General features: G+C 66.2%; 14 protein-coding genes. 9 read left to right on the top strand and 5 right to left on the bottom strand.

The annotated features are described in order from the left end of the window. Window positions 1-4 precede the first annotated feature (4 nt). Together DW352_RS23925 and DW352_RS23920 are read right to left on the bottom strand one after the other, a co-directional pair. A complete protein-coding gene (locus tag DW352_RS23925; protein ID WP_115693677.1) occupies window positions 5-1,204 on the bottom strand; it encodes an MFS transporter in 1,200 nt (399 codons plus the stop codon). Between the two features lie 10 nt (window positions 1,205-1,214). Then, on the bottom strand, window positions 1,215-2,435 hold the full coding sequence (locus tag DW352_RS23920; protein ID WP_115693676.1) for an ArsB/NhaD family transporter: 1,221 nt from the start codon (window positions 2,433-2,435) through the stop codon (window positions 1,215-1,217). Window positions 2,436-2,832: 397 nt separating this feature from the next. Between DW352_RS23920 and DW352_RS23915 the strand changes: the two genes are divergently transcribed. Continuing rightward, entirely contained in the window at window positions 2,833-3,639 is an 807-nt protein-coding gene (locus DW352_RS23915; RefSeq protein WP_115693675.1) for a hypothetical protein, read from the top strand. Window positions 3,640-3,879: 240 nt separating this feature from the next. Here DW352_RS23915 and DW352_RS23910 read toward each other — a convergent pair whose 3' ends face one another. Then, window positions 3,880-4,143 carry a SemiSWEET family sugar transporter gene (locus DW352_RS23910; RefSeq protein WP_245434233.1) on the bottom strand — a complete coding sequence of 88 codons (264 nt, stop codon included), beginning with the start codon at window positions 4,141-4,143 and terminating at the stop codon, window positions 3,880-3,882. 57 nt (window positions 4,144-4,200) lie between these two features. On the opposite strand from DW352_RS23910, the gene DW352_RS23905 reads away from it, so the two are divergent. The 3 genes from DW352_RS23905 to DW352_RS23895 all read left to right on the top strand — a co-directional run bounded on the left by DW352_RS23905 (window position 4,201) and on the right by DW352_RS23895 (window position 7,319). Next, window positions 4,201-4,401: a cysteine-rich CWC family protein gene (locus DW352_RS23905; RefSeq protein WP_115693673.1), complete on the top strand. Its 201-nt coding sequence runs from the start codon at window positions 4,201-4,203 to the stop codon at window positions 4,399-4,401. A gap of 82 nt (window positions 4,402-4,483) precedes the next feature. Next, window positions 4,484-5,182 (top strand): glutathione S-transferase family protein, encoded by a 699-nt coding sequence (locus tag DW352_RS23900; protein WP_115693672.1) that lies wholly within the window; start codon window positions 4,484-4,486, stop codon window positions 5,180-5,182. A gap of 289 nt (window positions 5,183-5,471) precedes the next feature. Further along, window positions 5,472-7,319 (top strand): ABC transporter ATP-binding protein, encoded by a 1,848-nt coding sequence (locus tag DW352_RS23895; RefSeq protein WP_115693671.1) that lies wholly within the window; start codon window positions 5,472-5,474, stop codon window positions 7,317-7,319. A 174-nt stretch (window positions 7,320-7,493) separates the two neighbouring features. On the opposite strand, the gene DW352_RS23890 is transcribed toward DW352_RS23895, so the two are convergent. Beyond that, window positions 7,494-7,784, bottom strand: a complete 291-nt coding sequence (locus DW352_RS23890; protein WP_115693670.1) for a GIY-YIG nuclease family protein — start codon at window positions 7,782-7,784, stop codon at window positions 7,494-7,496. Window positions 7,785-8,097: 313 nt separating this feature from the next. Here DW352_RS23890 and DW352_RS23885 point away from each other — a divergent pair, with 313 nt between their 5' ends. From DW352_RS23885 to DW352_RS23865, 5 genes are all read left to right on the top strand, one after another. After that, the gene (locus tag DW352_RS23885) at window positions 8,098-9,099 is read left to right on the top strand and encodes a CorA family divalent cation transporter (RefSeq protein WP_115693669.1); all 1,002 of its coding nucleotides are present in this window, start codon (window positions 8,098-8,100) and stop codon (window positions 9,097-9,099) included. A gap of 75 nt (window positions 9,100-9,174) precedes the next feature. Further along, complete coding sequence (locus DW352_RS23880) at window positions 9,175-9,474, top strand: antibiotic biosynthesis monooxygenase family protein (protein WP_115693668.1); 300 nt, start codon at window positions 9,175-9,177, stop codon at window positions 9,472-9,474. 198 nt (window positions 9,475-9,672) lie between these two features. Beyond that, window positions 9,673-10,824: a cobalamin-independent methionine synthase II family protein gene (locus DW352_RS23875; RefSeq protein ID WP_115693667.1), complete on the top strand. Its 1,152-nt coding sequence runs from the start codon at window positions 9,673-9,675 to the stop codon at window positions 10,822-10,824. A gap of 132 nt (window positions 10,825-10,956) precedes the next feature. Next, on the top strand, window positions 10,957-11,406 hold the full coding sequence (locus DW352_RS23870) for a MarR family winged helix-turn-helix transcriptional regulator (RefSeq protein WP_210209888.1): 450 nt from the start codon (window positions 10,957-10,959) through the stop codon (window positions 11,404-11,406). Between the two features lie 11 nt (window positions 11,407-11,417). After that, window positions 11,418-11,813: a DUF1398 domain-containing protein gene (locus DW352_RS23865; RefSeq protein ID WP_115693666.1), complete on the top strand. Its 396-nt coding sequence runs from the start codon at window positions 11,418-11,420 to the stop codon at window positions 11,811-11,813. A 6-nt stretch (window positions 11,814-11,819) separates the two neighbouring features. Here DW352_RS23865 and DW352_RS23860 read toward each other — a convergent pair whose 3' ends face one another. Beyond that, window positions 11,820-12,812: a tripartite tricarboxylate transporter substrate-binding protein gene (locus tag DW352_RS23860; protein ID WP_162827170.1), complete on the bottom strand. Its 993-nt coding sequence runs from the start codon at window positions 12,810-12,812 to the stop codon at window positions 11,820-11,822. Window positions 12,813-12,949 lie beyond the last annotated feature (137 nt).

Below are 12,949 nucleotides of genomic sequence, written 5' to 3'. Positions count from 1 at the left end.
CGCTTCAACTCGGGCGTATGCGGTCGGCCGCGACGGTGATCCGGCGCGTCGCCATCCACAGCGCGAGCGCCAGCAAAGCGATCGCGCCCAAGGCAAGGAAGGCGGTCGAATAGCCGAAAGCGTCCGCCACGGAGCCGGCCACCGCTGTGCTCAGGCTGGCGCCGATACCCTGCATGGTCATCACCGCGCCGAGCCCGGCATTGATATGGCCGGTCCCTTCGAGAATGCGCGCGACCAGCCCCGGCACCGCGACGCTCAGCAGGCCGGCACCGACGCCGTCCAGGATCTGCACCGGCACGAGCCCGGACGGGCCCGTGGCGTAAGCCGCGATCAAGCCGCGAATAGGCAAAGCGAGCAGCGCGAGCCAGAACACCAGCCAGTAGCCGCGCGTGTCGGCGAGCCGCGCCGCGAGCAAGGCCATCGGCACCATCGTCAATTGCGCGATCACGATGGTGGCCCCGGTGAAGGCGCTGCCGTCGCCCGCGCCCTGCGCCACCAGCGACTGGCCGAGCAAGGGCAGCATCGCCGCGTTGCCGAGATGAAACAGCAGCAGCGTCGCGGCGAGCACGAGCAGCGGCTTGCAGGTGACGAGCACCGACCACGCCGAGGCGGCGCTTTCCGTCTCCTGCGCCAGCCCGCGCGCGGCGCGGTAGTCGATGTGGCGCGGGTCGATCCAGGCGAGCGCGATCACCGACGTCACGGCCATCGCAGCCATCACCGCGAACACGGCGCCGAAACCGAGCCAATAACCGAAAGCGCCGGCCAGAGCAGCGGACACCACGTTGCCGGCGTGATTGTACGCCTGATTGCGGCCATTCTGGCGGGCGAAGCCCGCCTGGCCGACAAGACCGAGCGTGATCGCCGAGAGCGCCGGCCCGATCGCCGCCGCCGCGATCCCGGTGACGATCTGCGTCGACGTGACCGCGACGAAGCCCGTCGTGGTGAACACCGCGAACGACGCGAACACAATCGCCAACGCGCCGACGACCACCAGCAGGCGCTTGGCGCGAATATGATCGACCAGCGCGCCGAGCGGCGCCGTCGCCAGCATGCCGGCGAAGCCGCCAATGGTCATCGCCAGCCCGATCTGGCCCGGCGTCCAACGCTGCTGCTGCAGATAGACGCCGAGGAACGGCCCCCAGCCATCGGCAACATCCGCCACGAAGAAGTTGACGGCGCTGAGGGCGGCGAGCGAGCTGTTCATGTGGGCGGGCTCACATCAGCCAGAACAGACCGGCGGCGATGGTGATGATCGTCAGCGGCGCGCCGATCACGAAGTAGGACCAGAAGTCGAGCTCGACGCCGCGCGCCTTGGCCCGCTGCGCGACGATGAGGTTGGCGACCGAACCGACCAAAGTGAAGTTGCCGGCGAGCGTCGAGGTCATCGCGACGATCAGCCAGGCGCGCTGCGGATCCTGCAATTCGACGATGAAGGGCTTGAGCACCAGGACCGCCGGTACGTTGCTGACGATGTTGGAGAGCACCGCCGTCGCGGTGCCGAGCCACACGACGTTGTCGAGATGCAGACTGCCGAGCAAGGCCGGCAGGTTCGGCGCGATCGCCGTCTTCTCGAGGCCGGCGACGACCACGAACAGCCCGACGAACATCACGAGCAGCGGCCAGTCGATCTCCTGATAGATCTTGTGCGGACTGACGCGGCGCGTCAGCAGGAGGAAGGCGCCGCCGACGATCGCAACCTTGGCGACCGGCTGGCCGAGGAAGAACAGCGCGATCATGACCGCGACGACCAGCACGCATTTGATCATGAGCGGCTTATGCACCTGCGCCTCCACCGTCTCCTGCGGCAGCGACGCGCCGTTGAAGAATTCGCGGCGATAGACGGCGGCGATCAGGAGCCAGGTGACGACGAGGCCGAAAGCGGCAACCAGCGCCAGCGTGGCGGTGAAGGTGCTGTAGGGGATGCCCGACAGACTGCCGATGATGATGTTCTGCGGATTGCCGGTGATGGTCGCGACGCTGCCGATGTTGGACGACATGGCGATCGCCAGCAGATAAGGCAGCGGATTGCGCTTGAGCCGGGCGACGACGTCGAGCACCAGCGGCGTCAGCACGAGGCAGATTGTGTCGTTCACCAGGAACGCCGACAACAGGCCGGATGCCAGCACCACCGCCGTCAAGAGACCGAGCGGATGGCGGACATGGGTGACGATCCAGCCATTGACCAGCCGGAAGAAGCCAGACACGCGCAGATTGGCGACGACGATCATCATGCCAAGCAGCAACGTGATCGTGTTGAGGTCGATGGCGCGGTAGGCATCGTCCAGCGACAACACGCCGACGGCCACCATCAGGCTGCCGCCGAGCAGCGCGGCACCGGCGCGGTCGATGCGATAGAGCGGGATCTTGCCGAGCGCGACGACCGTATAGGTCGCCAGGAAGATCAGCACCGCAAGCGCGGTCATGAGATCGGGCATGCGGTCTCCGGGCCGGCAACGCGCCGATCGGCGGCGGCGGTCGAATGGTATGCACGCGACGTAACGCCTGTCGACGGAGAACGGCCGCGCGGAGACCGCATAAATTCTTCGTATCGAAGCCTGTCCACAGCGCGAATCCCGTCACCGGCCTGTCAAACCGGCGCGGTAACAAGAACGGGTACTGCGTTCAACAGTTCCGCGTAGCCCCTTCTTGGCGGTCCCGCCGGCGATCCGCACGGGACCGCTCGTTTTTTGCGCGCAGCCGCGACGCGCCGGGCAACGGCGGCCTGCAAAATTGTGTGATACGGCCGCCACCCCGCCCGCCGGCGCGGTATGATGGCGGCGCGGCATCGGGCCCTGCGCAAAGCCCCGTCCGCTTGGAAGAGGGAGCGACGCGATGCACATTTCACGCCCGGCGGGCTTGGCCGCCGTCCTGCTGTTGATCGGTGCCAGTGGCGCCTTGGCGCAGCCCGCGCCGCGTGGCCAGGCGCCGCAACAACAAGCGCAGCCGCCGCAGCAGCAGGCGCCGCAAATCGCGCCGGCCAAGCCCTACAAGGCAGTGGCGTTCACGCCGCCGGCCGAGATGAAGGATCCGGCGTTCGACGCCTTGCGCAAGCAGCTCGCCGACGCCGCGCAGAAAAAGGATCGCGCCGCGCTGGCGCCGCTGGTGGTGGCGAAGGGCTTCTTCTGGGAAGGCGAAAGCGGCGACCGCGCCGACAGCAAGAAGTCCGGCATCGACAATCTGGCCGCCGCGCTCGGTCTTTCGAACAAAGACAGCGCGGGATGGGACATGCTGGCGAGCTATGCCGACGATCCGACCGCCGGACCGACGGGTCCGCGCAAGGGCGTCGTCTGCGCGCCGGCCGATCCGCAGTTCGACGGCGTCGCCTTCGATGCGCTGCTCAAGGCGACGCAGACCGACATCGCCGAATGGGGCTATCCGGTCTCGCCCAACATCGAGGTGCATGCGAAGGCCGCGGCCGATGCGCCGGTGACCGGCAAGCTCGGGCAGGCCTTCGTACGCGTGATGCCGGAGGAGAAGCCGGCCTCGACCGCCTTCCTGCGCATCGTCACGCCGGACGGCAAGATCGGTTATGTCTCGACCGACAGCATCGCCCCGATCGGCAACGACCAGCTCTGCTACATGAAGGAAGGCAATGCCTGGAAGATCGGCGGCTTCGTCGGCATCGGCGGCGGGCAGTAGCGTATTTAGTTTAGCTGAATCGACTCACATCCCGCTCGTCCCCGCGGAAGCGGGGACCCAGCGCTGGATTCCCGCTTGCGCGGGAATGAACGGAGTTTGTGGCGCGGGCCGGTGAAGAGTGAGTAGCCCGGATGAATCAACGGGTCGGCGCAAAGCGCCACCCGACGATGACGCCGCAAAATCTGCGGACTGCCCCGCGTTTCGCTCCGCGCATGCGGGCGACATCGGCGCAAGCCCCCCTCACCCGTACCGCAGCTTCGTCGCCACGATGGTGAGCATCAGCGCCAAGGTAACGCTCTCCGAGCCGATCAGCGGCCAGTTGTTGAGCGCGATGCCGTAGACGAGCCACAGCGCGACGCCGAGCGTGAAGGCGAGATTGGCCGGCAGCGACAGCGCGCGCGTATCCTTGTCGCGGATCACCTTTACCGCCTGCGGCAACCAACACAATGTCGTGAGCGTGGCGCCGGCTGCGCCGACAAGTTCGATCGTGGCAGGAGACAGCATGGCCATTGCCATAGGCACGATTCGAGAATGGAATGTGACAACAGGAGCCTTCCGCCGATGACCGACGCGTCACGCCTTCCACCCCGGCAACTCGCCTGCGCGCGCTGCGGCGCGACATTCGAATGCCGTCTGGGCGGCGGCTGCTGGTGCAACGACGAAAGCGTCAAGCTGCCGCTGCCGGCGATCGGCGGCGAGGACTGCCTCTGCCCCGCCTGCTTACGCAAAGCCGCCGAGGCGCAACAACAGCAACAGCAATAGCGGCGCGTGAGACAACCTTACCCATCTTCGTCTATACAGACCGGCCCGCGCTCCCGCGGCCTTTTCCGAATGAGAAAATCCCATGATCGACTTTTATGCGCTGACCAGCCCGAACGTGCAGAAGATATTTATCATGCTCGAGGAGTGCGAACTGCCGTACAACTTGAAGACCGTGGACGTGTGGGCGAACGAGCAGTTCACCCCGGAATTCACCAAGATCAATCCGTTGCAGAAAGTCCCGGCGATCGTCGATTCCGAAGGCCCGGGCGGCAAGCCCTACACCGTGATCGAATCCGGCGCGATCCTGCTCTACCTCGCCGACAAGACCGGCAAGTTCGTGCCCAAGGATAAGACCGCCTATTTCGACATGACGCAGTGGCTGATGGTGCAGATGGCCAATCTCGGGCCGATGTGCGGCCAGCTCGTGCACTTCTCGAAATTCGCCGGCCCCGGCCAGGAATACGGCGCCAGCCGCTACCGCACCATGGTCAACAAGATCTTCGACGTCTACGAGCAGCGCCTCACCGGCCGTCCCTTCATCGCCGGCGACGAATACACCATCGCCGACATGGCCGCGTTCCCGTGGCTGCGCAACGCGGCCTTCCTCGGCCTGGACGCCGCCAAGCGCCCGCATGTGAAGGCCTGGGTCGAGAAGCTGGAAGCCCGCGACGGCGTCAAGCGCGCGCTCGCCAAGGTCGCCACCATCACGTCCGCGCGCGACACCGCCACCGACGACCAGAAAGACCGCTACTTCGGCCGCGGCAAATACGCGGTGGCGTGAGGAGCCTGACGCATTCCTTGTCCCGTCATCCTGAGGTGCGGGCGAAGCGAGCCTCGAAGGATGAACGGCCGAGGAGTCCGGGGCCGTCGCCTTTCGAGGGCCGCGCATAGACATGCGCGGCCACCTCAAGGTGACGGGACAAAGGCAGAGACAGTTTTGCTGCCAAGCGCCATGCTGTCGACACGATAGGGGTCTATTTCTTGAGGGAATCGACCCCTGAATGAGCGGCCGCGCGCGACGCCCCCGAGGCGCCGCGCGCGCTCGCGTTGGAAATGCCAGATTACGTGTCATGTTTCGCCTGTTTGAACGCACGCTGAAGCCCACCGCCACGACCGGCGCCACCGAGCCGCCGCCCGGCCTCGTCGCGTTCTATTGGCACTTCGCCCGCCAGGCCAAAGGCCTGTTCATCGGCTTGTTCGCCGCCGGCTTCGTGGTGGCGGTGCTCGACGTCACCGTGCCGGTCTTCATCGGCCGGGTGGTGACGCTGGTCACCAACACCAAGCCGGAAGAGCTTTTCACCGTCGCCTGGCCGATGCTCGCCGCCATGGCCGCGGTGCTCCTGGTCGCGCGTCCGGCCGCCTACATGACGCAGCAACTGCTGATGAACCAGGCGATCGCGGCGAACGTGTCGAACCGCATCCGCTGGCAGAACCACTGGCACGTCGTGCGCCAGTCCTGGGCCTTCTTCCAGAACGACTTCGCCGGCCGCATCGCGACGCGCGTGATGCAGACCGGCCCGGCGATCCGCGAAAGCCTGGTCGCGCTGCTCACGGCCGTCTGGTTCATCATCGTCTACGGCGCGAGCTCGCTGGTCCTGCTCGCCTCCGCCGATCCGTGGCTGGCGCTGCCGATCCTCGTCTGGTTCGCGGCCTACATCGTGATGCTGCGCATCTTCGTGCCGCGCATGCGCGACAAGTCGAAGGTGATGTCGGAAACGCGCTCGATGCTGACCGGCCGCATCGTCGACACCTACACCAACATCGTCACGGTGAAGCTGTTCGCGCGCGCCAAGGACGAGGACGCCTATGTGCGCGAGGCGATCGACCAGCACACCGGCCGCTTCCACGAGTCGCTGCGCCTGAACACCTTGTTCGCGCTGACGCTGATCCTGCTCAACGCAGCTCTGATCACCGCGACCGGCGCCTTCGCCATCGTGTTGTGGCGGCACGGCCAGGTGAGCGTCGGCACGGTCGCCATGGCGCTGCCGATGACGACGCAGATCGTCGCGGCGTCCGGCTGGGTCGCGTGGCAGATCACCTCGATCTTCGAGAACATCGGCGTGGTGCAGGAAGGCATGATGACCATCGCCCGCCCGCACACGTTGGTCGACGCGCCGGAAGCACCGGCGCTCGCGGTCTCGCAGGGCGAAGTCCGCTTCGACGACGTCTCGTTCGGCTATGGCCGCGAGAGCGGGCTGATCGAGAACTTCAACCTCACCGTCAAGCCGGGGGAGAAGATCGGCCTCGTCGGCCGCTCCGGCGCCGGCAAGTCGACCTTGGTCAACCTGCTGCTGCGGTTCTTCGAGGTCGAGGGCGGCCGCATCCTGATCGACGGCCAGGACATCGCCAAGGTGACGCAGGAGAGCCTGCGCGCGCAGATCTCGGTGGTGACGCAGGACACGTCGCTCCTGCATCGCTCGATCCGCGCCAACATCCGCTACGGCAAGCCGGAAGCGACCGAGGCCGAGATCGTCCGTGCCGCGGAGCTCGCGCACGCGCACGATTTCATTCTCGATCTCGAGGATCAGATCGGCCGCAAGGGCTACGACGCCCATGTCGGCGAACGCGGCGTCAAGCTTTCGGGCGGCCAGCGTCAGCGCGTCGCCATCGCGCGCGTGATCCTGAAGGACGCGCCGCTCCTGGTGCTCGACGAAGCGACCTCCGCGCTCGACAGCGAGGTCGAAGCGGCGATCCAATCGAGCCTTGGCACCTTGATGGCCGGCAAGACGGTGATCGCCATCGCGCACCGGCTGTCGACCATCGCGCAGATGGACCGCTTGGTGATCCTCGATCACGGCCGCATCGTCGAACAGGGCACGCACGAGGAACTGCTGCGCGCCAACGGCCATTATGCGGCGTTGTGGCGTCACCAGTCCGGCGGCTTCATCGACCTCGACGATCAACAGGCGGCGGAGTAAGGCACAGCCGGACAAACACCGGCGGCTCTCACTTGCGGCAGCTCGTCATGGATGCCCGGGTCAAGCCCGGGCATGACGGAGAATGTGGGGCGCCCCTCCCTACGGTCATTGCCGGGCATAGCCCGTCGAAGACGGGCGTGAACGCCCTGATGCCCCGGCAATCCATGATGAAGCTCAGCGCGTGATGTCGTTGTAGAGATCACGCCACTGTGGGTTCGACGCCTCGATCAATTGCAGCTTCCACAGCCGTGGCCAGTGCTTGATGTTCTTCTCGCGCTGAATGGCGTCGTACGGCGCATCGTATTGCTCGAAATGCACGAGCATCTTGAGCCCGTAACTTTGCGTGAAGCCTTTCACCAGACCTTCGCGATGTTCGTAGATGCGGCGAACAAGATCGTTCGTCACGCCCACATAAAGCGTGCTGCGCGGATTGTTGGTGAGCAAATAGACCCAATAGGCTGCCATCGCGGGACGGCATCATGGATTGCCGGGTCAAGCCCGGCAATGACCGTGTTGAAAGGCAGCCGCCCCACACTCTCCGTCATGCCCGGGCTTGACCCGGGCATCCATGATGACGTGCCGCAACCGGTAGCCCTACGTTCTCGGCAGGTGCTCACGCCTCTCGCCGGCACGGACCTTTCAACAAATAACCACCCCTTCGTCGCGTCCGGATACCGGCAGGCTCAGTCGTCCACGCCGTTGTCATCGTCCTGTCATCGGCTGGAGAACACTGCGGCACAGCGTCAAACTGCCGCGCAGCGAATAAGAGGACGAAAGCATGCGTACCGCCGACCTTGCCGATGCCCATCCGGCGACCGGGATCGTCTGGATCTATCGCTTCGGTCCGGACGGCACGGCCGCGGCGATTGCCAACGAGCAGGTCGACCAGGCCTTGACCGACCAAGGGCCCGGCTGGACCTGGGTGCATCTCGGGCTCGCCGATACGCGCTGCCGCGCCTGGATCGCGCAGAGCGCGCCGGTGTCGGACATCGCCCGCGAACTGCTCACCGGCCAGGACCGGCATCTGCAGCTCGACATCGTCGGCCAGGAAGTGATGGGCGTGCTGCCCGATCTGCACCAGGAGTTCGCCGAGCCCGGCGAGGATCTCGTCCGGTTGCGCTTCGTGCTGACCGACAAGGTTCTGCTCACCGCCCGCAACCGGCCGGCGCATTCGCTCGACGCCATCCGCCGCGCCGTCGACGCCGGCAAGCGCTTTCCCACCGCGCTATCGCTGCTCGACGCCGTGGTCGACCATTTCGCCGATGCCGTCGGCCGCATGGGCGAGAAGCTCGGCAACGAGCTCGACGATGCCGAAGATCATCTCATGCGCGACGAGCCGATCGGCGACCGCGCCGGCATCGGCCGCGTGCGCTTGCAGGCGGTGCGCGTGCACCGGCAACTGGCGCAGTTGCGCGGCATGTTCGCGCGGCTGGAAGCGCGCGTCGCCGCCGACAACGCGCAGGTCGGCCGCGCCATCCGGCGCCTCGGCCAGAAGCTCGAAGCCATCGATCACGAGATGACCACGCTGCACGAGCGCGCGCGGCTGCTGCTCGACGAGCTCGACTCCAAGATGATGGCGGTGACCAACCAGCGGCTGTTCGTGCTGTCGGTGCTCACCGCGTGCATCCTGCCGCCGACTTTGGTCACCGGCTTCTTCGGCATGAACACCAAGGACCTGCCGTTCCAAAACACCGACGCCGGCACCTGGGTGGCAGCCACCATCGCGCTGCTCGCCGGTCTGGCTTGCTATTGGGCATTGCGGCGGCTGCGCGCGTTCTGACTTCGACCTTTCCATGCGCGCGTGCGCGGCTCATAATGGCGCGGTTGCTTATTTCCACTCGTGAAAGTCCCGTCCATGATCCTTGAAATTGCGCAGATCGATGTGAAGCCCGGCACGGAAGCCGAGTTCGAAAGCGGCGTGCAGAAGGCCGCGCCTTTGTTCAAGCGCGCCAAAGGCTGCACCGGCATGGCCCTGCAGCGCTCGCACGAAAATCCGCAGCGCTATCGTCTCTTCGTGCAGTGGGCGACGCTGGAGAATCACACGGTCGACTTCCGGGGTTCCGACGACTTCCAGGAATGGCGCAAACTGGTCGGTCCGTATTTCGCCACGCCGCCGGAAGTCGAGCACGTGACGGAAGTGTTCAAGGGATTCTAGTCTCGGTCATTGCCGGGCATAGGCCGCCGAAGACGGACGTGAACGCCTTATGACCCGGCAATCCATGATGAGCCGCAACGGGCAAACCAAAATGTAAGAAGGTCATGCACGGAACTGCATCATGGATGCGCGGGTCAAGCCCGCGCATGACAGCGGAGAGGCCCATACCGGAATAGCAGGTTATGAAAGGCTGAAGCCATGCAACGCAGCGTCGACCGCATTCTCACCACGCACACCGGCAGCCTGCCACGCACCAAGGAGGTGGTCGACCTGCTGATCGCCGAGCAGCGCGAGCCGGGGCAACACAAGGCCGCCCTCGCCGCGGCGGTCGACAAGGCGGTGAAGCTCGTCATCGCCAAACAGATCGAATGCGGCATCGACATCGTCAATGACGGCGAGCAGGGCCGCACCGATTATACGGTGCATGTGCTCGACCGCCTGACCGGCTTCGAAGGCGAGAGCGCGCCGCCGATGGGCACCGGCGAGCCGGAGTTTCCCGAGCTGGCCGAAATCCTCAAGCAGTTCGCCTCGCCCTTCCAGCACCGTCCCGCCTGTTCGGGTCCCGTCGGCTGGAAGGATTTCGCCGCCGCCCAGGCCGACATCGATCTCGCCAAGCGCGCGATGGAAGGCGTCAAGGCCGCCGACATCTTCATGACCTCGCCCTCGCCCGGCCAGATCGCGCGCTATCTCAAGAACAACTTCTACAAGAACGACGAGGACTACATCTTCGCGCTCGCCGGCGTGATGCGGCAGGAATACAAGGCGATCGTCGACGCCGGCTTCATCCTGCAGCTCGATTGCCCGGACCTCGCGATGCTGCGGCACATGGTCTATCTCGATCTGCCGCTCGCCGAGTACCGCAAGATCATCGCCACCAACGTCGCCGCGCTGAACGAAGCGGTGCGCGATCTGCCGCCGGAACGCATGCGCATGCATGTGTGCTGGGGCTCGACCATGGCGCCGCGCCACACCGACGTGCCGTTGAAGGACATCGTCGACATCGTGCTCACCGGCCGTCCGGCCGCCGTCTCCTTCCCCGCCGCCAATGCGCGGCACGAGCACGAATGGAAGATCTGGCGCGACGTCAAGCTGCCCGCCGGCAAGACCATCATCCCGGGCGTGATCGACTCCACCGTCAACACCATCGAGCATCCGGAAGTGGTCTGCGACCGCATCCTGAACTTCGCCAGCGTGGTCGGCCGCGAGAACGTCATCGCCGGCGTCGACTGCGGCTTCGGCACCTTTGCCGGCCGCGTGCAGGTCGACACCAAGATCGTCTGGATGAAAATGGCCTCGCTCGCCGAAGGCGCGGCGATGGCGTCGCGGCAATTGTGGAAGAAGGCGGCGTAAGGGGCCCGAGCACGGTCCATCCGCGGCAAGAAACGACAACGCTCCACGCACGCGCCTTTTCACGGGGTTCTCACCCCCGCGCCGGCCGCCGTCGATATTGACAATTACTTGTCATTCTGACATCCTAATACCATGAATGCCGACGCCAAATCCCTCTTGCCGCTGATCGTGGCGGACATCTACGAGCTGGCCGGTCGTTTTCGCGACGGTGGCGAGGCGATCGCCGCGACCGTCGGCCAGACCCAGGCGCGTTGGCAGGTCATGAGCGCGGCCTCCGTCGATCCGCGTACCGTGCCGCAGATCGCGCGACGCCTTGGCGTGTCGCGCCAGAACGTGCAGCGCATCGCAGATCTGCTGGTGAAGGAGAACTGGGCCAGCTTCGAGACCAATCCCGATCACCGCAGTTCGCCCTTCCTCGTGCTCAATGCCCGCGGCCAGGAGGCGCTGGCCAAAATCAACAAGGCCGCCAGCCAGAGTCATGCGCAGATCGCGCGCCAGCTCGCCGGCACGCATGTCGGCGCCCTGCATCGCGGTCTGCGGCGGCTGATTCAGGCTTTGGACGACAGTAACCCCACCGTGTGAGGAGCAACCCCATGAACACCGCCACGATCGCCGAATGCATGACCGCGAGCTTTGCCGACACGCCCTTCCCGCTGGTGGTGCAGAAGCTCGCCGGCGCGGGCGTCGTCAGCTATCGCACCGATCTCATGGCGCTGCGTAACACCTATTACGACGGCGGCAGTGAATCCTTCGACGAGCGCGTGCCGCTTGCCGATGCGCCGGCGATCGCCGCGACCTTCGATGCCGGTGGCGTCGCCGAGACCGTGAAGGCGATCCAGCGCCGGGAAATCGGCTACGCCGAATTCCTGCGCCGGATCATGGCGGCCGGCTGCGCGAGCTACGAGGTCTTCTTCGGCGGCCGCAAAGCCGTCTATGTCGGACGCGACGGCAACGCCTATGTGGAGCCGTTCCCGGCGGCGAAGACCTGAGCGCGCTTATTGCGTGCTGATGCCTGCTTGCCGCGCCACCGCGGTCCAGCGCGCGACCTCCGACTTGAAGAAGGAGTCGAAGGCCGCCGCGCTGGTCGCCATCGGTTCGACGCCGACCGCGGCGACGCGCTGACGCGTCTCCGGCTGCGACATCGCGTCGACAACGGCGCGGTTGAGCGTCGCAACGATCGGCGGCGGCGTGCCGGCGCGCACCAGCACGCCCTGCCACGCCTGCACCTCGAGATCGTTGCCGAGGCCGACCTCGCCGATCGCCGGGATATCCGCGTAAGCCGGCAGGCGCGCTTGCGTCATCACGGCGAGCGCCCGCAATTTGCCCTGCGTGATGAAATCGCGCATGGCCGGCGTCGGCGTATCCCAGAGCATCTGCACCTGCCCGGCGATCAGCGCCTGCAGCGCAGGCGCGCTGCCTCGGAACGGCACGTGAATGAGGCGGATGCCGGCGCGCCGCGTGAACAGTTCGGCCGCCATATGCGCCGAAGAGCCGACGCCACCCGACGCATAGGTGATCGTGTCGGGCGCGGCTTTGGCGGCGGCAACGAGATCGGCGACGCTGCGGTACGGCGCGTTGGCGGCGGTGAGCATGAACAGCGGTACGCTCGCGACCTGCGACACCGCCGTGAGATCGCGCGTCGTGTCGTAGCTCAGCTTGGTCAGCGCGGGCGCGACCGCCAGCGAGAAGATGCCGAACAACAGCGTGTGCCCGTCCGGCTCGGCGCCGATCGCCGCATTGGCGGCGATGCTGCCGCTGCCGCCCGGCTTGTTCTCGATGATCACCTGCTGGCCGAGGATCGGGCTCATGCCGTTCGCGAGCACGCGCGCCACCGAGTCGACGGTGCCGCCGGCGGCGAAGCCGACGAGAATGCGCAGCGGCCGGTTCGGGAAGGCGGCGCGCGCGCCGCGCGGCAGAGCGGCGGTGGCGGCAGCGGCAGCCATCGCCGACAGCGTCAGGCTGCGACGCGAAAACAGGCGCGATGTCACGAAGGCAACCTCCTGGCGCGGAATCGATGACTGCGACAGACGGCGCCGCAGCCAAGACAAACATCCGACCGCCACACGGTCAATCGGCGTCGCCCGTGGCGCTCTCTGGGGCGGATGAAATCCCCGGCGCTTCTTTC

It is taken from the genome of Pseudolabrys taiwanensis, from assembly GCF_003367395.1.
GTDB lineage: Bacteria > Pseudomonadota > Alphaproteobacteria > Rhizobiales > Xanthobacteraceae > Pseudolabrys > Pseudolabrys taiwanensis.
This window is presented reverse-complemented; position numbering and strand designations above follow the sequence as displayed.

What these genes read in the sequence shown, in the direction of transcription:
- DW352_RS23900 (WP_115693672.1), top strand. Translation starts at nt 4,484, where the DNA reads ATGATCGACTTTTATGCGCTGACCAGCCCGAACGTGCAGAAGATATTT.
- DW352_RS23920 (WP_115693676.1), bottom strand. Translation starts at nt 2,435, where the DNA reads ATGCCCGATCTCATGACCGCGCTTGCGGTGCTGATCTTCCTGGCGACC.
- DW352_RS23905 (WP_115693673.1), top strand. Translation starts at nt 4,201, where the DNA reads ATGACCGACGCGTCACGCCTTCCACCCCGGCAACTCGCCTGCGCGCGC.
- DW352_RS23885 (WP_115693669.1), top strand. Translation starts at nt 8,098, where the DNA reads ATGCGTACCGCCGACCTTGCCGATGCCCATCCGGCGACCGGGATCGTC.
- DW352_RS23880 (WP_115693668.1), top strand. Translation starts at nt 9,175, where the DNA reads ATGATCCTTGAAATTGCGCAGATCGATGTGAAGCCCGGCACGGAAGCC.
- DW352_RS23870 (WP_210209888.1), top strand. Translation starts at nt 10,957, where the DNA reads ATGAATGCCGACGCCAAATCCCTCTTGCCGCTGATCGTGGCGGACATC.
- DW352_RS23915 (WP_115693675.1), top strand. Translation starts at nt 2,833, where the DNA reads ATGCACATTTCACGCCCGGCGGGCTTGGCCGCCGTCCTGCTGTTGATC.
- DW352_RS23925 (WP_115693677.1), bottom strand. Translation starts at nt 1,204, where the DNA reads ATGAACAGCTCGCTCGCCGCCCTCAGCGCCGTCAACTTCTTCGTGGCG.
- DW352_RS23875 (WP_115693667.1), top strand. Translation starts at nt 9,673, where the DNA reads ATGCAACGCAGCGTCGACCGCATTCTCACCACGCACACCGGCAGCCTG.
- DW352_RS23910 (WP_245434233.1), bottom strand. Translation starts at nt 4,143, where the DNA reads ATGCTGTCTCCTGCCACGATCGAACTTGTCGGCGCAGCCGGCGCCACG.
- DW352_RS23895 (WP_115693671.1), top strand. Translation starts at nt 5,472, where the DNA reads ATGTTTCGCCTGTTTGAACGCACGCTGAAGCCCACCGCCACGACCGGC.
- DW352_RS23865 (WP_115693666.1), top strand. Translation starts at nt 11,418, where the DNA reads ATGAACACCGCCACGATCGCCGAATGCATGACCGCGAGCTTTGCCGAC.
- DW352_RS23890 (WP_115693670.1), bottom strand. Translation starts at nt 7,784, where the DNA reads ATGGCAGCCTATTGGGTCTATTTGCTCACCAACAATCCGCGCAGCACG.